This is a genomic window from Ferrimonas sediminum (assembly GCF_900100175.1).
Lineage (GTDB): Bacteria > Pseudomonadota > Gammaproteobacteria > Enterobacterales > Shewanellaceae > Ferrimonas > Ferrimonas sediminum.
Genome location: NZ_FNEM01000002.1, coordinates 275,931 through 294,711 on the forward strand (window position 1 = coordinate 275,931; position 18,781 = coordinate 294,711).

The 18,781-nt window shown below is 59.5% G+C and carries 13 protein-coding genes and 1 riboswitch; of the genes, 9 read left to right on the forward strand and 4 right to left on the reverse strand.

The genetic code is table 11. The features are described from left to right. Positions 1-41: 41 nt before the first annotated feature. A riboswitch (Lysine riboswitch) is annotated at positions 42-218 on the reverse strand. A gap of 633 nt (positions 219-851) precedes the next feature. Then, on the forward strand, positions 852-1,571 hold the full coding sequence (gene arcA / locus BLT77_RS03535) for a two-component system response regulator ArcA (protein ID WP_028114527.1): 720 nt from the start codon (positions 852-854) through the stop codon (positions 1,569-1,571). A 53-nt stretch (positions 1,572-1,624) separates the two neighbouring features. Here arcA and BLT77_RS03540 read toward each other — a convergent pair whose 3' ends face one another. Next, a complete protein-coding gene (locus BLT77_RS03540; protein WP_090362140.1) occupies positions 1,625-1,987 on the reverse strand; it encodes an Hpt domain-containing protein in 363 nt (120 codons plus the stop codon). Positions 1,988-2,256: 269 nt separating this feature from the next. Between BLT77_RS03540 and BLT77_RS03545 the strand changes: the two genes are divergently transcribed. Together BLT77_RS03545 and folE2 are read left to right on the forward strand one after the other, a co-directional pair. Then, a complete protein-coding gene (locus BLT77_RS03545; RefSeq protein WP_176819170.1) occupies positions 2,257-5,469 on the forward strand; it encodes an SPOR domain-containing protein in 3,213 nt (1,070 codons plus the stop codon). 274 nt (positions 5,470-5,743) lie between these two features. Then, a complete protein-coding gene (gene folE2 / locus BLT77_RS03550; protein WP_090362151.1) occupies positions 5,744-6,670 on the forward strand; it encodes a GTP cyclohydrolase FolE2 in 927 nt (308 codons plus the stop codon). 62 nt (positions 6,671-6,732) lie between these two features. On the opposite strand, the gene mnmL is transcribed toward folE2, so the two are convergent. After that, positions 6,733-7,638 (reverse strand): tRNA modification radical SAM protein MnmL/YtqA, encoded by a 906-nt coding sequence (gene mnmL, locus BLT77_RS03555; RefSeq protein WP_090362155.1) that lies wholly within the window; start codon positions 7,636-7,638, stop codon positions 6,733-6,735. A gap of 413 nt (positions 7,639-8,051) precedes the next feature. On the opposite strand from mnmL, the gene gltB reads away from it, so the two are divergent. From gltB to BLT77_RS03585, 6 genes are all read left to right on the forward strand, one after another. Next, positions 8,052-12,503, forward strand: a complete 4,452-nt coding sequence (gene gltB, locus BLT77_RS03560) for a glutamate synthase large subunit (protein WP_090362162.1) — start codon at positions 8,052-8,054, stop codon at positions 12,501-12,503. Between the two features lie 9 nt (positions 12,504-12,512). Continuing rightward, positions 12,513-13,931: an FAD-dependent oxidoreductase gene (locus tag BLT77_RS03565; RefSeq protein WP_090362166.1), complete on the forward strand. Its 1,419-nt coding sequence runs from the start codon at positions 12,513-12,515 to the stop codon at positions 13,929-13,931. 97 nt (positions 13,932-14,028) lie between these two features. Next, positions 14,029-14,727 (forward strand): 5'-methylthioadenosine/S-adenosylhomocysteine nucleosidase, encoded by a 699-nt coding sequence (mtnN, locus tag BLT77_RS03570; protein ID WP_090362170.1) that lies wholly within the window; start codon positions 14,029-14,031, stop codon positions 14,725-14,727. Beyond that, a complete protein-coding gene (locus tag BLT77_RS03575; protein ID WP_090362177.1) occupies positions 14,727-15,689 on the forward strand; it encodes a cobalamin biosynthesis protein CobD/CbiB in 963 nt (320 codons plus the stop codon). The genes mtnN and BLT77_RS03575 overlap by 1 nt, the downstream gene beginning before the upstream one ends. Before the next feature lie 138 nt (positions 15,690-15,827). Next, entirely contained in the window at positions 15,828-16,457 is a 630-nt protein-coding gene (locus BLT77_RS03580) for a trimeric intracellular cation channel family protein (protein ID WP_218126893.1), read from the forward strand. Positions 16,458-16,479: 22 nt separating this feature from the next. Further along, positions 16,480-17,001 (forward strand): nuclear transport factor 2 family protein, encoded by a 522-nt coding sequence (locus tag BLT77_RS03585; protein ID WP_245709852.1) that lies wholly within the window; start codon positions 16,480-16,482, stop codon positions 16,999-17,001. Between the two features lies 1 nt (position 17,002). Here the strand turns inward: BLT77_RS03585 and BLT77_RS03590 are convergent, their stop codons facing one another. Both BLT77_RS03590 and tyrS read right to left on the reverse strand, forming a co-directional pair. Then, positions 17,003-17,389, reverse strand: coding sequence for a hypothetical protein (locus BLT77_RS03590; protein ID WP_143026548.1), 387 nt, complete (start codon positions 17,387-17,389; stop codon positions 17,003-17,005). Positions 17,390-17,492: 103 nt separating this feature from the next. Then, positions 17,493-18,680 (reverse strand): tyrosine--tRNA ligase, encoded by a 1,188-nt coding sequence (gene tyrS, locus BLT77_RS03595; protein ID WP_090362194.1) that lies wholly within the window; start codon positions 18,678-18,680, stop codon positions 17,493-17,495. Between the last annotated feature and the right edge of the window lie 101 nt (positions 18,681-18,781).

Genomic DNA, 18,781 nt, shown 5'->3' on the forward strand with positions numbered 1-18,781 from the left:
GCGTTCGAAGAGTCTGGTACGACAACACGCTAGGGGCGTCCGCGACCAGAAGCTCTCCACCATAGTGTCAGGTGACAGCCATGGGGATTCAGCCCCATTGACCGAGGAGTTGGCGATCGAACGCGTCCCTCCTCTCGGCGTGACTCCCCCTGATTTCGGGTCGATGAGGTTCGATCCTCTCGCCGGAACTGCCTGGGTCACGCTCCTCTTCTGGCCCCGAGAATCAGCCGGCCGGTAAAAAAATGGCCAATCTGATGCATAAGGGGTGCGAATACTAAACCTTAGTGTCGATTTGTTGTCAAACGATTGAGTTTTTTTCGAACTGTACGGGTTATGAACAGATAGCCCGTCAGTATAGGTCGAACCAACCACAGCCTCTGAAACGGAGATGAACCTGAATCCTGTACCAAATCCACGCTTCCGATGCCTGAGACGATCGGGGCCGGCCCACCTGGCCGTTGTCACTTCGCCGGTGTCGAAAAAGTGAGAAGGTGGTATAAATCTCAGTTATTCCGTTAACAGGGTAAAATTCGTCTATTATTACAGACACCTTTCGGCGAGAAGCTTACAGGATGAAACAAAAATCACCCGTGAAATTCACAAAGTGTGACCCAATCGACAGAAATCGGATTCTGTTAACATTTGCGGCTAACATTTAATCCTTTTTACGGTATTTTTAGGGCTTCTAACGAAACAGTACGAATCCTACTTCGTCCTGGCACCCCCAATGCTAGCGCATCGGGCTTACATACGCCGAAAAGGAATTTGCATAGGCATTATGTCTGGGTTATGGAGCTCTGCTCCTGGTCAGGCGGTTGGTTTGAAATGGCGAGCGCTTTAGGTAGCTGATCATGCAAAATCCACATATCCTTATCGTCGAGGACGAAGCCGTCACTCGAAACACCCTGAAAAGCATCTTTGAAGCTGAAGGGTACCTGGTCTCCGAAGCCGTTGATGGCGACGAGATGCACGATGTTCTCAAGGCTCACAAGGTGAACCTGGTGATCATGGACATCAACCTGCCAGGTAAGAATGGCCTGTTGCTGGCCCGCGAACTCCGCGAAAACAACAACATTGCACTCATGTTCCTGACCGGACGTGACAACGAAGTGGACAAGATCCTGGGCTTGGAAATTGGGGCGGATGACTACATCACCAAACCATTCAATCCTCGTGAACTGACCATTCGTGCCCGTAACCTGTTGAATCGAATTGTCAGCACCAATAAACAATCCGATGAGAAACCTCAGGTTGAGCACTATCTGTTTAACGGATGGTCTCTGGAGATCAACAGCCGTTCGCTGGTAAGCCCAAGTGGCGAACCGTTCAAACTGCCTCGCAGTGAGTTCCGTGCGATGCTGCACTTTGTTGAGAACCCGGGTAAGATCTTGTCCCGTGCCGATCTGCTGATGAAGATGACGGGTCGTGAGCTGAAACCTCATGACCGAACTGTTGACGTAACCATCCGTCGCATTCGCAAGCACTTCGAAAGCCACCCGGAGACTCCGGAAATCATCGCCACCATTCACGGCGAAGGTTACCGCTTCTGTGGTCAGCTGGACGGTCTGTAAGACGTTTGGCCCACAAAAAAAGCCGCTGATGCGGCTTTTTTTGTACCTTCGGCTCAGGCCCGAGCGCTGAGGTATGCCTTCAGACTGGCAATGTCTTCCTCAAGATGGCTCTCAATGTCCTGATACCATTGGCCGTGCTCAGCCTGCCACTGCGGTTCATCACCACACTGAAGCTGTTGAGACAACATCTGAATCCGCTTTAATCCCACCGAGCCAGCCGCACCTTTCAGTTTGTGCGCTTCACTGCATAACAGAGGCTTGTCACTGCACTGCATAGCCGCGGCCATGGTCTGCAGGTACTCCGGTGCCATCTGCTCAAACATCACCACACTTTTAAGCAACGTTGCTGCCCCAATGGCACTGCAATAGGCATCCAGGGTTTGTAGATCCAACGAAGCGGTATTTGCACTCGTCATGCTCAGACTCCATTACTGACTACTATTTTGCCAATGCAGGTTATCACAGGTTATTGGTTTGTTCAGACAAAAATGTCCATTCCTCATGCCAGAAGTGGCGAAAAAATGCTATTATCTACGCCCATTTATAGCCAGTCGTTGTGAGTTCAATGCGAGTTGTTACCCTAGCCTTATCGGGGTTACTGAGTTGTTGTGTTTTCAGTGCCAATGCATCTGAAATTGTATTACCTAAACAACAGCTTAAACCTTTCACTCTGAACGCTCATGGTGTGCAGTTAACGGATCAACTTGCCGTATATCAGTATCAGCAAAAATTGCTGCTGCCACTGCAGGGACTGGCCACCTCTTTGGGAATCGACGTTCAGGTCGATCCCCATGCCTTAATCGCATCCGGTTGGATTCAGGGAGAAAATGCCAACCTGATGCTGGACCTGAACAAAGATCAGGCTCGCAGAGGCTTTAAACAGATTGCCGTTGACCCCGCCATGGTCTGGGGTCGCGACAATGTGGATATTTACCTGGAGCCGCAGTTCATTCAAAAACTGCTGCCAATCAACCTAAACATCCACACTTTGGGTCAAAAAGTAAATGTCAGCGCCAGCGTACCTCTGCCAGCGGTGCAACAATCCGTGACCCTGAACCAGGTCACCAACGATCCCGAAGATCGCCGCGAAATCACCGCCACCAGTTTCGACCCGGTTCACCCCCATGACTATCAGGCCTACAACAAGCCCGTGATCTACCTGCAGGGTGACGCCGCCATTGCCGGCGAAGACTACCTGACCGAAGACTACCACCTCAACATGCTGACCACCGGCGACCTGGGCTTCCACAGCTACGAGTTCAGCTACAATCGCAGCCAGGGCCAGGATGACAACTACCGCCTGCGGCTGTCCCGGGACTATGGCGATCTCGACGAACGGCTGCCGTTTCAGTTGGGCGGCTACCAGGTGGGTGACGTCAGCTACTACGGCGACAACCTGGTCAATGGCCGCATCGAGGGTCAGGGGGTGGTGTTCGGCAACCAGAGCGACATCAACTCCGATCGCTTTGGCCGCACCGTCATCGAAGGCAACGCCCCGGCGGGTTGGAAGGTGCACCTTTACCGCAACGGCGCCCTGGTCCGCGTCGCCAGCGCCAGTGACGACAACCGCTATCGCTTCCGCGACATTCCTGTGGTGGAAGGCTCCAACCTGTTCGAGATTCACCTGTTTGGCCCCAACGGCGAGTACATGGTACGACGCAAAACCGTCCAAAGTGGCGGCCTGAGGCTGGGTCAGGGGCAATTCGGATACTCCGGCTTCTACATCGATCAGACCAGCAACCTGTTTACCCACAAAGACCAGGATGAACTGGCGGATCTGGAGCTGCGCCGTGCCTACAGCGGCCGCGCCCAATACGGCTTGACGGATCAGATCACCATCGGTGCCAGCTACAGCCAGCAGACGGTGCAGAACTGGGGCCGGCTGGAAGACCGCACCTACTACGGCGCCGACGTGACCGCCTACTGGTGGGACAGCACCTGGTTTGTTGAGGTCTCCTCACAGCAGGACGCCGGCAGCGCCTTCTCCCTGGGCTGGCAGAAACTGCTCGGCACCGACCACAGCCTGCGCATTACCCACGAAAATTATCAGGACTACGAGTCCAGCCGCACCGACGACCTGCTGCCCAGCCTGTTCGACGACAACGGTAAAACCTCCAGCACCCGGGCCGAGATTGAAGGCAGCTTCCATCAGGCCGGCGGCTGGCAGTACCAGTTGGGCGCAGCCTACCGCACCCTGGACAACGGCGACGACTCCACCCTGCTGGACTCGCGTCTCTCGACCCAACTGGGCAACGTCGCCCTGACCAACTACCTGGCCTACGACACCTCTTTCAAAGACACCAGTCAGCGGATGCTGGGGCGGTTGATGTTTGATACCCCGATGCTGGACTGGAACGTCTCCGGCTACATGGATTATCAGAGCGGAGAGGGGATCGGCGATCTCACCACCCTGCTGCGCTGGCGCCCGTGGCGGGGGGTCAATAACCAGACCGAACTGTTCTACCGGGATCCTCTCGACAGCAAGAGCCGCTTCGGCCTGGGTCATCATATTTCATTGACCTACGATTGGTTTACCCTGGGCCTCAGGGGGAATGTCGACACCCGCGGCGACTGGCAGCTCAGTGCCACCAGTGCCATTGCCCTGAACTATCAGGACTCCCGCATGCGCGGCACCGACTACCGGCCACAACTGGCCGACATCAATGTGCGCCTGTTTGTCGACAGCAACAACAACGGCCGCTTCGATGCCAGTGATCAGCCCATTCGCGGTGTTACCCTGCTGACCTCCCCCAGCGTCCCACACCAGGCCAGTAACGATACCGGCGAAGTGCGCCTGACCCAGGTCGCGTCCAACACCCTGTACCGCATCGCCCTGGGCCCGGAAACCCTGCCGGAGCAGATGGTGCTGCGGGACGGTCCGGTTGAGGTGATGCCCATGACTGGCAAACAGGTGACCGTGGATCTGCCGCTGGTGGCACTGACAGACATCAAGGGCCAGATACTGAAAGACCACAACGGCCAGCCCCTGGCGGGCATTCACATAGTGCTCAAGGATCTGCACCAGCAGCCTTTGGCCAACCTGACCAGTGGCCCTCAGGGCGAATTTCAGTTCAACGCCATGAAGCCGGGTTACTACCTGCTGCAGCCGGACGGCAGCCAACTGGGCAGCCTCGGCGCCCTGGCGGAAGAACCGGTGTTCCCAATCGCCATCTCAGGCAAGAGGATCCGCTTTCAGCAGCAGGATCTGCGCATCAAATATCGGGATGAGCCGGCGGCAGTCGACGTTACCAACCAAGTGGACGCCACTCAGGCCACACCGACCCGAAAGCTCGACAGCCTGCCGGCCCTGGAGCAAGGAGTGATGCGGATGGAGTCCCAGGACTACACCATTCAACTGGCCGCCAACCGCACCAAGTTTGACTTAAGTGCCCTGAGAGCCAAATACCCGCAGCAATCCCTGGAGCAGGTCACTGTCCTGCGAGACGGACGGCCCATGCACCTGCTGATCGCCGGACAGTTCCCCAGTCAGCGCTCGGCCCAGTATGGCTTGCGCGACGTGCCCAAGGAGTTTGCCAATGACCTGCCTCTGGTTAAGCCCGTGGGCGGCCTGCAGTACCAGCACCGGGCCTACCTGGAGTGGAATAAGAAACGAAAAACGCCGTCGGCCAGCCACGATGACCGCAGCTCCGACTGGCTCAGCCAACAAAACCCGGCGCACTTTACCTGGCAGTTGGCCGCCACCAAGGAAAAAGCCAATGCGGAAAAAGTCATTGTTCACTTGAAATTGGGCACCGACGCCCACATTCAACTGCACAAGGGATGGTATCAGGTGCTGTGGGGCAGCTTTGCCGATAAGTCGCAAGCCAAACAAGCGTTAAGTGCGCTGCCAAAGGCCCCACAAAACCCATGGTTGCGCAGCATCGCCTCGGTGCGATAGATTCTGCTCCTTCCTGATTAGGATCCGGGCACCCTCGGGTCCTAATCGCACCCGAGGGTGCATCGCTCCATATCCGGTATCAATGACGATGGCTTTACCAGCACACGTCATGGCCCAGTGCGTCACCCTGTGTCGTCTTCGCCGCACAATACCGCATTTTCGTTTGTCGTAATCGAGTTTGACGGCAAAGTTTTTGACGGCGAAATCGCCGTCACATGTTACAATCGCTGCCCTTAAGCAGTTAAGGGTTAGATAATTGACGGAGTCTGTGTCCATGGCGACAACAATGCCCGATGTTGCTAGCAGTGCCAAAGCCCAGATCGGGGGAACTCTGGACTGGGTCGGAATGAGCAACATTGAATTACCACTGACAGTGACAGCCGATGACGGTAAGTCACGGGCGGTAACCGCAAAGGTAGAAGCCTTTGTGAACCTTCCCAATCCCCAGGCCAAGGGGATTCACATGTCGCGCCTGTATCTGGCACTGGATCAGCTGTCTTTGAACGGTGAGCTGAACCTGGCCAGCATGAAAGCCTTGCTGGATAACTTTATCTCCAGCCACGAGGCCCTGTCGGATCGCGCCAAAATCAAGATCAGTTTCGATTACCACCTGCGTCGTCCCTCACTGCTGTCTGACAACAGCGGCTGGCGCGCCTACCCGGTCACTCTGGTCGGCAGCCTCAACCAGGGTAAACTGACCCTGGAGATGAATGTGGATGTGTCCTACTCCTCCACCTGCCCCTGCTCCGCCGCACTGGCACGGCAGCTGATCCAGGAGTCGTTCAACCGCGACTTTGGTGACAAGCAAAGCCTGTCCGCCGAGGAGATTCACCATTGGCTGGGCACCACCCAGGGTGTGGTGGCGACGCCGCACAGCCAGCGCAGCGTGGCCGAGGTCTGGGTTAAGCTGGACAACAATCTGACCGAGTTGCCCATTGTGCAACTGGTCGACCGTATCGAATCGGCTCTGGCCACCCCGGTCCAGGCCGCCGTGAAACGGGAGGACGAACAGGAGTTTGCCCGCCTCAACGGTCAGAACCTGATGTTCGTCGAAGACGCCGCCCGTCGTTTGAAGATGGCCCTGAACGACACCAGTGACTTCTTTGATTTCTGGCTGCGGGTCAACCACCTGGAAAGCCTGCACGCCCATGATGCGGTATCGGTCACCTGCAAAGGGGTCGAAAACGGCTACCAGCCTTAACGGCATACAGAATCAAAAAGGCCGGGCAAATGCCCGGCCTTTTGTTTCTGTTCCGCTAACCATTACACCAATGCCGATCCCTGGCCGCCATCGCGCTTCAATCGCTCGATGATGCCATTCAGCGCCAGCCACTTGTCACCGCACCACTCGGGGGCAATCAACTCCGGCGGCTTGGCGTAGGCACTGACCCGATGAAACACCACCTCTTTAGGCGTGCGACGAATCATCTCGGCGGCAGTATCCATATAGGTGTCGGCGTCCATCAACGACAACCGCCCAGCCTGGTACTGCTTGGCCATAATGCTGTTCTGTACCACGTGCAGCGGATGCAGCTTGATGCCATCCACGCCCAGCGCCAACACCTGCTCCAGGGTGGCAAACGCCTGCTCCGGCCCCTCCCCGGGCAGCCCCATGATCAGGTGCGTGCACACCTTCAGCCCCAGTTTTCGCGCCCGCAGTACCGTATCCCGGTACTCGGCAAAGCCATGGCCACGGTTGATTCGCTTCAGGGTCTCATCACTGGCCGACTGCAAACCCAGCTCCAGCCAGACCTCCATCCCCTGCTGCTGATACTCCAGCAACAGCGACAACACCTCGTCGGGCACGCAGTCGGGACGCGTTCCCACGCACAGGCCGATGATGTCGGAAACATTCACCGCTTCCTGATAGCGCTGCTTCAACACCTGATACTCGTCGTAGGTGGAGGTGTAGGCCTGAAAATAGGCCATGTAGCGCTTTTCAATCCCCCGGTGCAGTTTGCCCTGGGCCAACTGCTCGGCCACGCTTTTGTGACTGCCAAACTCTCGACTGAACGAAGAGACGTTGCAGAAGGTGCAGCCACCGCGCCCGAGAGAGCCATCCCGGTTAGGGCAAGTGAAGCTGGCATCAATGGTCAGTTTGTGGATCTTCTGACCATAACGGGCCTTCATGTAGTTACCCAGCGTATGGACGTATTGGTCCAGTCCCATGTGGACTCCCGGTGATGAAAAAACGCGCCATTTTACTGGAGTCGTCGCCATCAGAGTGAGAACTGGATCACAGCCCGATTCATTATTCCGAATGATTATTCACTTATAAGTGAATGAGCTTTCCGGCAAAGATCACAAAACACGCTAAAAAATGCAGTAGTTAAAACCTATCCACTCTGCTAGAGAACCGACAATCGCCTCAAGCTCACACTAATTAAATTAACAAAACAGAATGTTTCACATTTCAGGACAAAATATGCAGTCGATACAGGTTGTCAATGATTCCATTCTCGAGCAACTTAGACCGTGATGGGGCTGATTGACCTTTGCACTAACCCTAGGTACTTTGAGTAGTTCGCCTGCATAATTATGTGAAGTACGCAAAGAAGTTTGCACGAAGCGGAGGAGAGGGAATGTCGTTGTACCAGCCGAATTTTGAGCGCGAAAATTGTGGCTTCGGGCTCATCGCCCATATGGATGGCGAGCCCAGCCACCGCATTGTCCGCACGGCCATTCAGGCCCTGGACCGGCTCAAACACCGGGGCGCCGTGGGCGCCGACGGCAAAACCGGAGACGGATGCGGCCTGTTAATGAAGAAGCCCGACGGCTTCTTCCGCCACCTGGCCCAGGAGCAGGGTTGGCGCCTGTCCAATAAGTATGCCGTGGGCATGCTGATGATGAGCAAGGATCCGGTTCGCACCCAGCACAGCCGTTCCATTATCGAACAGGAACTGGCCCGGGAAACCCTGTCGGTTCTGGGCTGGCGAGACGTGCCGGTGAACGAGTCCGTGCTTGGCAGCATTGCCGCCGGTACCGTGCCCGCCTTCCAGCAGATCTTCATCAATGCCCCGGCCGGCTGGCGTTCGCGGGATCTGGAGCGACGCCTGTACATGGCCCGCCGCCGCATCGAAAAGCAGCTCAGCGATGACCCCGACTTCTACATCGCCAGCCTCTCCGGCCAGGTGGTGGTCTATAAGGGCCTGATGTTACCGGTGGATCTGCCCAACGTCTTTCCGGACCTGGCGGATCTGCGCATGCAAAGCGCCATCTGCCTGTTCCACCAGCGCTTCTCCACCAATACCCAACCCCGCTGGCAACTGGCCCAGCCGTTCCGCTTCCTGGCTCACAACGGCGAGATCAACACCATCGCCGGAAACCGCCAGTGGGCCCGGGCCCGCGCCTACAAGTTTTCGTCACCACTGCTGCCGGATCTCCACGATGCGGCGCCGTTTGTCAACGAAACCGGATCCGATTCCTCCAGCCTGGATAACATGCTGGAGGTGCTGCTGGCCGGCGGCATGGACATCAAGCGCGCCATGCGTCTGCTGATCCCGCCCGCATGGCAATCCAATCCGGAGATGGACGACGAGCTGAAAGCGTTTTACGACTTCAACTCCATGCACATGGAGCCTTGGGATGGCCCCGCCGGCGTGGTACTGACCAACGGCCGCCATGCCGCCTGTGCCGTCGACCGCAACGGCCTGCGCCCGTCACGCTATGTGATCACCAAAGACCGGATACTGACCCTGGCCTCGGAGGTAGGGATCTGGGACTACCAGCCCGACGAGGTGGTTGAAAAGGGCCGGGTGGGCCCAGGCGAACTGCTGGTGCTGGACACCTTCAGTGGCAGCCTGATGCGCTCGTTTGAGATCGACCAGGATCTTAAGCAACGCCACCCCTATGGCGAGTGGATGAAGGTTAACTCCAAGCGACTGATCCCGCCAGAAAAGCTGGGAGCCGATGCCCTCGGCTGCGGCGATCTGTCCGCCCAGCAGCTGAGCCAGTATCAGAAGCAATTCAACCTCTCCCGCGAAGAGCTGCAGCAGATTCTGTGGCCACTGGCGTCCGGAGCTCAGGAAGCCATCGGCTCCATGGGCGACGACACCCCCATTGCGGTGTTGTCCCAGCAGGCGCGCCACATCTGTGACTACTTCCGCCAGCAGTTTGCCCAGGTGACCAACCCGGCCATCGATCCGCTGCGGGAAAAACACGTTATGAGCCTGGCCACCTGCATCGGCAAAGAGCAGAACCTGTTCAATGAGACCACCGGCCACGCCAACCGAGTGATGTTTGACTCACCGGTGCTGCTGTACTCCGACTTCTCCCAGTTGATGGCGCTGGACAACGACCACTACCGGTCGGTGACCCTGGATCTTAACTACCCTCAGGAAGAGGGGCTGAAAACCGCCATCTGCCGCCTGTGTACCGAAGCGGAAACCGCCGCCCGGGGCGGTGCCACCATGGTGGTGCTGAGCGATCGCAACCTGCAGCCACACACCCTGCCAGTGCCCGCCGCCATGGCCGTAGGTGCCATTCAGAAGCGGCTGGTGGACACCAACCTGCGCTGCGACACCAACATCCTGGTGGAAACCGGTTCCGCCCGGGATCCGCACCACTTTGCGGTCCTGCTGGGCTTTGGCGCCACCGCCATCTACCCCTATCTGGCCTACGAGTCCATTGATGCACTGGCACGCCAGCAGGGCGACACCTCCGAACTGCGGCAACTGCTGCTGGGCTATCGCGCCGGCATCAACAAAGGCCTGCAGAAGATCCTCTCCAAGATGGGGATCAGCACCATCGCCAGCTACCGCTGCAGCCGCCTGTTTGAAGCGGTCGGCTTGGCTGACGAGCTGATTGACCTCTGCTTCCACGGCGTCACCAGCCGCATTCAGGGCGCCGACTTCGCCGACATCGAAGCGGATCAACTGAGCCTGCACCGGGCCGCCTTTAAGCTGCGCCAGCCACTGGCTCACGGCGGGCTGCTCAAGTACGTCCACGGTGGCGAGTACCACTGTTTCAACCCGGATGTGGTCCAGGCGCTGCAGCAGGCCGTCAACAGCGGCAAGCCGTCGGATTACCACCGTTACTGCCAGTTAGTGGACACCCGTCCGGTGGCCACCCTGAGGGACCTGCTGACCCTGAATCCGCCGGAGACCGGCGTCGATCTGACTCAGGTCGAAGGGGCCGAGCAGCTGTACTGGCGTTTCGATACCGCCGCCATGAGCATCGGCGCCCTGGCGCCGGAAGCCCATGAGGCCCTGGCCATCGCCATGAACCGCCTCGGCGGCCACTCCAACTCCGGAGAGGGCGGTGAGGATCCCCGCCGCTTTAACAGCCCGGGCAACTCCCGCATCAAGCAGGTGGCCTCGGGCCGATTTGGCGTCACCGCCGCCTACCTGATGAGCGCCGACGTCATTCAGATCAAGGTGGCCCAGGGGGCCAAGCCCGGAGAGGGCGGTCAGTTGCCCGGCAACAAGGTCAGCACCGAGATCGCCACCCTGCGCTACTCCCGTCCCGGCGTGACCCTGATTTCACCGCCGCCGCACCACGACATCTACTCCATCGAGGATCTGGCCCAGCTGATCTTCGACCTGAAGCAGATCAACCCGGCGGCCCGCGTCTCGGTCAAGCTGGTGTCGGAACCCGGCATCGGCACCATCGCCTGCGGCGTAGCCAAAGCCAACGCCGACATGATCACCGTCTCCGGTTACGACGGCGGCACCGGTGCCAGCCCATTGACCTCCATCCACTACGCTGGCAGCCCGTGGGAGCTGGGCCTGGCCGAAGTGCAACAGGCCCTGGTGAACAACGGCCTGCGCCACAAGGTGCGCCTGCAGGTGGACGGTGGCCTGAAAACCGGCCTGGATGTGGTCAAGGCAGCACTGCTGGGCGCCGAGAGTTTCGGCTTCGGTACCGCGCCGATGGTGGCGTTGGGCTGCAAGTACCTGCGCATCTGCCACCTCAATAACTGCGCCACCGGCGTCGCCACCCAGCGTCAGGATCTGCGGGACAACCATTACAACGGCACGCCGGAGAAGGTGATCAACTTCTTCCAGTTTGTCGCCGAAGACCTGCGGGCCCACATGGCGGCTCTGGGCGTCACCGAGTTTAACCAGCTGATTGGCCGAACCGATCTGCTGGCTCAACTGCCCGGCAGCAGCGACCGTCAAGGTCGGCTGGATCTGAGTCCGGTGCTGGCCTCCTCGCCGGCGGGCGACCACACCGCCCTGTTCTGCACCGAGCGTAACCTGCCGGACGACAAGGGACTTAAGAACCAGCAACTGCTGGAGCTGGCCAAACAGTCGGTGGACAACAAGCTCGCCGCCAGCTGGCAGCTGGACGTCCAGAATACCGACCGCAGCGTCGGCGCCTCCCTGGCGGGTTACATCGCCGCCAAATGGGGCAATCAGGGACTGCAGGGCGCGCCTCTGGACATCCGCCTGTCCGGCTCCGCCGGCCAGAGTTTCGGCGTCTGGAACGTCGCCGGCATGAACATGACCCTGTCCGGCGACGCCAATGACTACGTCGGCAAAGGCATGACCGGAGGCCAACTGGTGATCACACCGCCTCCCGGAGTGGCCTACCGCAGCCACAAGTCGGCCATCATCGGCAATACCTGCCTGTACGGCGCCACCGGGGGCAAACTGTTTGCCGCCGGTACCGCCGGCGAGCGCTTTGCGGTGCGTAACTCAGGCGCCGTGGCGGTCATCGAAGGCTGTGGCGACAACGGCTGTGAATACATGACCGGCGGCGTCGTCATGGTACTGGGTCGCACCGGGGTCAACTTCGGTGCCGGCATGACCGGTGGCTTCGCCTACATCTTCGATCAGCGCAACGCCCTGGAGCGTCGCCTCAATACCGAACTGGTGGAATCCCTGCCTGTGGTTGAGCCCATGGTGCAGCTGCACCTGAAGCGACTGCTGGAGGAACATCTGGAGACCACGGGTTCGGAGCGGGCACGGGATATCCTCGAGGACTTCACCAACTGGCTGCCGAAGTTCCGCATCGTTAAACCCAAAGCCAGCCAGCTCGGCGAGCTGATGGCGTTGGAACAGAGCCAGCAACTTCAGGTCAAGGCCAGCTAAGGAGAGAAAATGAGCAACGTATTTCAATTTCTTGAGGTAGAGCGCCACGACCCACAGAAGCGTGAGCTGGACAGCCGCACTCAGGAGTTCGTCGAGATCTACCGTCCGTTCGAGGACACTCAGGCGGCGGAACAGGCGGATCGCTGCCTGGACTGCGGCAACCCCTACTGCGAATGGAAGTGCCCGGTTCACAACTACATTCCGGACTGGCTGAAGCTGGTGAAGCAGGGGCGCATTCTCGAAGCGGCGGAGCTGTCGCATCAGACCAACACCCTGCCGGAGATGTGCGGCCGGGTCTGCCCACAGGATCGCCTCTGTGAAGGCGCCTGCACCCTCAATGACGAATTTGGCGCCGTCACCATCGGCAATGTCGAGAAGTACATCGCCGACACCGCCATCGCCATGGGCTGGCGCCCGGATCTCAGCAACGTCGAGGCCCGACCGGAAAAGGTAGCCATCATCGGTGCCGGTCCCGCCGGACTGGGCTGTGCCGATGTGCTGGCCCGCAACGGCATTCAGGCCACGGTATTTGACCGCCAGCCGGAGATCGGCGGCCTGCTGACCTTCGGCATTCCCAATTTCAAGCTGGAAAAATCGGTAGTGCGCCAGCGCCGTACCCTGCTGGAGGGGATGGGCATCGAGTTTCGCCTCGGCGTCGATATCGGCACCGACCTGCCGTTCCAGCAGTTGCTGGACGAATACGATGCGGTATTCCTCGGGATGGGCACCTACACACCGATGAAGGCCAACCTCAGCGGCGAGGATGCCCTCGGCGTGTACCAGGCCCTGCCCTACCTGATCGCCAATACCAGCCAGGTTGAAGACTACCCCTGTGAACACGACTACGTGGATCTGAACGGCAAGCAGGTGGTGGTACTTGGAGGGGGGGACACCGCCATGGACTGCGTTCGCACCGCGGTACGTCAGGGCGCCAGCACAGTAAGCTGTGCCTATCGCCGCGATGAAGCCAACATGCCCGGCTCCCGCCGTGAGGTGACCAACGCCCGCGAAGAGGGGGTGGAGTTCCTGTTCAATCGCATGCCCCTGGCCATCGAAACCGACGAACAGGGCCAGGTCACCGGCGTGCGCTGCTGCCACACCGAGCTCGGTGAAGCGGATGAGCAGGGCCGTCGCCGACCGCAGCCGGTACCGGACTCCGAACACGTGCTGGCGGCCGATGCGGTCCTGATCGCCTTTGGCTTCCAACCCAGCCCGGCGCCCTGGTTTGGCGAATTCGGCATCATGACCGACGACTGGGGTCGGGTTCGCGCCCCCGGTCAAGGCAAATATGCCTTCCAGACCAGTCACCCCAAGGTGTTCGCCGGCGGTGACATGGTTCGCGGCTCGGATCTGGTGGTCACCGCCATCGATGAAGGCCGCCACGGTGCCACCGGCATCCTCGACATGCTGGATGACCGCCACCAGTAAGCCCAAACAACGCCCTGCCCAGCAGGGCGTTTTTTTGCATCCCCGACGCTTGTGGTAAACTGCCCGCCACACTCCCCTAGAGCCAAGATTGCCCACCATGAAAATTGGAATTATCGGCGCCATGGAGCAGGAAGTTGCCCTGCTGCGTAGCCAGATTCAGGACCTGCAGGTCATCACCCTCGCCAACATCGAATTCTACTCCGGCACCCTCAACGGCACCGACGTCGTTGTCACCCGTTCCGGCATTGGCAAGGTGACCGCGGCCATCGCCACCACCCTGCTGATTGAACGCTTCGCACCGGACGCGGTGATCAACACCGGCTCCGCCGGCGGCTTCGCTCAAGAACTGGCCATCGGCGACGTGGTGATCTCCAGCGAAGTGCGCTACCACGATGTCGACGTCACCGCCTTTGGCTATGAGATGGGGCAACTGCCCAGCCAACCTGCCGCCTTCCTGCCAGACGCCCGTCTGGTGGACGTGGCCAAGGCCAGCATCGCCCGCGTCGGCGAGGTGCAGGCCATTGAGGGCCTGATCTGTACCGGCGACAGCTTTATTGCCGATCCGGAGCGCACCACCGTGATGCTGTCTCACTTCCCGGCCATGGCCGCCTGTGAGATGGAAGCCGGCGCCATCGCCCAGACCTGTCACCAGTTTTCCCTGCCCTTCGTGGTGATTCGGGCCATCTCCGACAACGCCAACGACGATTCCGCCGTAGACTTTGACAGCTTCATCGTCAAGGCCGGCGAGCACTCCGCCAAGGTCGTAATGGCGATGCTGGAACAGCTGAACCACTGATGGAACAGGCGTTGGGGCCCTTTTATCATTGGTTGATGCCGCCGCTGATTATGGCGGCAGCACTGTTGATAAACCGGATGCTGCCCGGCTCCTGGCTGCTGGCACCGCGGCTGCATCAGGTCGCCGATGCCCTGGCGGCCAAGGTCAACCGCCCACAGCGTGCGCCCTCCCAGCAACGCCTTGCCGGCAGCATCGCCACCGCATTGATGGTGCTGCCCCCGGTGGCCCTGCTGGCCGCCGCCATGAGTCTGGCCGCCTACCCCGGGGCGCTGCAGTGCCTGCTGATCGCCCTGTGCCTGCCCGGCGATCAGCAGCGTCAGCAACACCGGTTACTGGTGGCCCAGTTGCACGGCGGACTGAAACAACGGGCGCGGCAAACGCTGGCCCCCTTTACGGTACGCCAGACCGACTCGCTCAGTGAGGTCGGCCTGTGCAAAGCCAGCATAGAGAGTCGCCTGATTCAGGAAGCCGGCACCACCTTCAGTTGGTTGCTGTATTACCCCTTGCTGGGGTTTGAAGCGGCCCTTACGGTATGGCTGATCAATCAGCTGGCCCGGCAATGGCTGCCCTGGCGGCCCCAATACCGGAACTTTGGCCACCTCTGCCATACTCTGGCGTCAGTTCTGTCGATCCCGGTCAATGCCCTGCTGGCCTTTACCCTTAGCCTGTATGGCAATACCCTCAACTGTTGGAAAGCCCTGACTGGCCCCCGCACGCCGGTACTGGAATCCCGGCACTGGCTGACCACCGCCATGGCCTATCACCTCAATGTTCAGCTCGGTGGCCCCTTGCTGATCGACAACCAGCGACTGGAGCGCCCCCGGGTCGGCCCGGCCTATACGCCGACCACCGCCACCATACTTCAGGCCGACCGTCTGATTCAGTTCGCCCGCTGGCTGTGGGTCGCCCTGCTGGTGCTGTCCACCAGTGCCGTCGCCATGATTCAGGCCGGTGCCTGGTAAACCAAGTCCGCGTTCTGCGGCATTTCTGCTCGAGCCGAGCCCGTCTTTGGTATTACAATAGCGCCGGCTTCGGCTGGCGATAATGCCTGGCCGTGGCCCGATTTGTGTCAGCACTCATTTATGGAACAGACCACCACAGTGACCGAGTTTGTCTACTACGCCGATATGTTCGGCACCGCCGTGTTTGCCATCTCCGGCGCGCTGGCCGCCGGCCGGTTGCGCATGGATCCCTTCGGCGTGACCGTTCTAGCCGCCGTGACCGCCATCGGCGGCGGCACCATTCGTGACACCATTTTGGGGGCGCAGCCGGTATTCTGGATCACCGACACCACCTACATCTGGGTGGTGTTGCTCACCGCGCTGATGGTGATGCTGCTGGTGCGCTGCCCCCGACGCCTGTCGGGAAAATGGTTCCAGCTCGCCGACGCCTTCGGCCTGGCCCTGTTTACCGTCATCGGCGCCCAGAAAGCCCTGGCCTACGGCGCCTCTCCGCTGATTGCGGTAATGATGGGTGTGATGACCGGTGTGGTGGGCGGCATGATTCGCGACGTGCTGTGCCGCGAGATCCCGCTGGTATTACGCAAAGAGATCTACGCCACCGCTTCCATTGTCGGTGGGATTTTGTATACCATCAGCCTTGAGTATCAGGTCGCTCAGGTACCGGCGATGATCATCGCCATGGTCGGCGCCTTGGCCATTCGGGTGTCCGCCATCTACTGGCGCCTGTCTCTGCCCGCGTTTGAACTCAACGGCGACCATCACGACTAATGCACGCACAATGGGGAAAAGGATGCTGAAATTCGGAATTATGCTACTGGCGCTGGTCAGTGCACCACTGTGGGCCGCCGGCGCCGACATCGTTCCGGAACAGAATCCAGCCGTCGCCGCCCCGCAACTCGAGGTACCGGCGCCGATTCTATTGGCGCAGGACTACATCAAGGCCCTGACCCACCGCGACTATAACAGGTTGTCACGTTTCTACAGCCGGGAGACCAAGTTTAACGATCGCACCGCCAGCAAGACCATCACCGGCGGCGGCGACATCCTGACCTTTCTGCGCCGCATCCACGTCTACACCCTCGACTACAGCTTTGAGCCGGACCACGTGTTTCACTCCGGCAATCTGGTGGTGATGATCGGTACCTACCGCTACAAATCCAGAGGAGACCTGTTTGGCAAACCGGGGCAGACCATCGAGCTGACCATTCCCGGTGTCACAACCCTGGACCTGGACATGGAGGAGAGGGAGATCAAGAGTCACGTCGATCTGCTGGATTACGACACCATGCGCGACCAACTGGCCAACCAGTAAGCTAACCGCGCCGGCTCAGCCAGCCCCCGAGCCCAACCCCCAACACCTGCGCCAACAACGCCGACGGCTGAGACCAGATCCAGGCGGCCAGATGCCAATGGGTGCCCACCCAGGCCGGCAGAATCAGATACGACAGAGTGGCGGCGCCGACAAGCAGCCACAGGGAGGCCTCCGGCGTTCCTAACCGGAAGCTGAGCCACGCCAGCACCAACCATACCGGCAGATACGCCAGCGCCGCATCCAGAGCCACCGACAGTGCGTACACTCCGGTAGCCGGCAGCCACTGGCTGAGCTCATGGGTCAGCATCAACAACGGCAGCATCAGTGCCATCGCCACTACCCCCAACACCCAGCCTGTCAGCACGGTTTGCCAGGGTCTTATCGTCATGGTGATTCCCCCTGACCCAGTTATACCCCAGCCAGGAGCAGGGGTCTTGCCCTGTCATAAAAAAAGCCGCCCTAAGGCGGCTTGATGCAGAGTTCAGCCTGAATTACTTCAGGGTGATGCGGGCGAACTTGCGCTTACCCACCTGATACACGGCAGTGCCAGCCGCCGGCACCCACTTGGTGTCGTCCAGCTTGTCGCCGTCGATCTTCACTGCGCCCTGACGGATCATACGCAGCGCATCACTGGTGGATCCCACCAGGTTCGCTTCCTTGAGCAGGTTGGCAATGGCCATACCGGCATCGAAGCTCAGCTCCGGCATCTCATCGGGGATGGCGTTTTTCTGGAACCGCTGAATGAAATCCTGGTGCGCCGCTTCCGCCGCCGCCTCGTCGTGGAAGCGGGCGATGATCTCCTTGGCCAGGGTGATCTTGATGTCGCGCGGGTTGGCACCGTTGGCCATGTCGCGCTTGAACTGCTCGATCTCCTCCAGTGGGCGGAAGGACAGCAACTCGTAGTAGTTCCACATCAGCTCATCGGAGATGGACATGATTTTACCGAACATCTCGTTGGCTGGATCCGACACGCCGATGTAGTTGTGGGCGGACTTGGACATCTTCTTGACCCCGTCCAGACCCACCAGCAGTGGCATGGTGATCACGGTCTGAGGGCGCTGGCCCTCCTCTTTCTGCAGCTCACGGCCCATCAGCAGGTTAAACTTCTGATCGGTTCCGCCCAGTTCCACGTCCGCTTCCAGCGCCACCGAATCCCAACCCTGCAACAGCGGGTACATAAACTCGTGAATGGCGATGGCCTGTCCGCTGCCATAGCGCTTCTTAAAATCGTCACGCTCCAGCATGCGGGCCACGGTCTGCTTGGATGCCAGGCGCAGCATCCCCGCCGAGCCCAGCTCGTTCAACCAGCTGGAGTTGAACTCGATGCGGGTTTTGGCCGGATCCAGAATTTTGAACACCTGCTCCTTGTAGGTTTCGGCGTTGGCCAGCACCTGCTCCTGGGTCAGCGGCGGCCGGGTGCTGTTTTTACCGGAAGGATCGCCCACCATGCCGGTGAAATCACCGATCAGGAAGATCACCTCGTGGCCCAGTTCCTGGAACTGGCGCAGTTTGTTCAGAATAACGGTGTGGCCAAGGTGGATGTCCGGAGCGGTGGGGTCGGCGCCCAGCTTCACCTTCAGGGGCTGCCCTGTTTTCAGTTTTTCAATCAGGTCCTGTTCTACCAGGATCTCCTCGGTTCCGCGGCGAATCTCCGCCAGCGCCCGTTCCAACTCAGTCATCAAGCCCACTCCGAAGGTGTTACAACATACAATAAAGGCAGTCATGTTACTGGTTAGGCAGAACAAAGGAAAGAGTGTAGACTTACCCGTCCGGTTGGAAT

Bases quoted from the DNA above. Each gene is read 5' to 3' on its own strand.
- arcA (WP_028114527.1), top strand. From the start codon at position 852: ATGCAAAATCCACATATCCTTATCGTCGAGGACGAAGCCGTCACTCGA.
- BLT77_RS03540 (WP_090362140.1), bottom strand. From the start codon at position 1,987: ATGACGAGTGCAAATACCGCTTCGTTGGATCTACAAACCCTGGATGCC.
- folE2 (WP_090362151.1), top strand. From the start codon at position 5,744: ATGGCGACAACAATGCCCGATGTTGCTAGCAGTGCCAAAGCCCAGATC.
- mnmL (WP_090362155.1), bottom strand. From the start codon at position 7,638: ATGGGACTGGACCAATACGTCCATACGCTGGGTAACTACATGAAGGCC.
- gltB (WP_090362162.1), top strand. From the start codon at position 8,052: ATGTCGTTGTACCAGCCGAATTTTGAGCGCGAAAATTGTGGCTTCGGG.
- BLT77_RS03565 (WP_090362166.1), top strand. From the start codon at position 12,513: ATGAGCAACGTATTTCAATTTCTTGAGGTAGAGCGCCACGACCCACAG.
- mtnN (WP_090362170.1), top strand. From the start codon at position 14,029: ATGAAAATTGGAATTATCGGCGCCATGGAGCAGGAAGTTGCCCTGCTG.
- BLT77_RS03575 (WP_090362177.1), top strand. From the start codon at position 14,727: ATGGAACAGGCGTTGGGGCCCTTTTATCATTGGTTGATGCCGCCGCTG.
- BLT77_RS03585 (WP_245709852.1), top strand. From the start codon at position 16,480: ATGCTGAAATTCGGAATTATGCTACTGGCGCTGGTCAGTGCACCACTG.
- BLT77_RS03590 (WP_143026548.1), bottom strand. From the start codon at position 17,389: ATGACGATAAGACCCTGGCAAACCGTGCTGACAGGCTGGGTGTTGGGG.
- tyrS (WP_090362194.1), bottom strand. From the start codon at position 18,680: ATGACTGAGTTGGAACGGGCGCTGGCGGAGATTCGCCGCGGAACCGAG.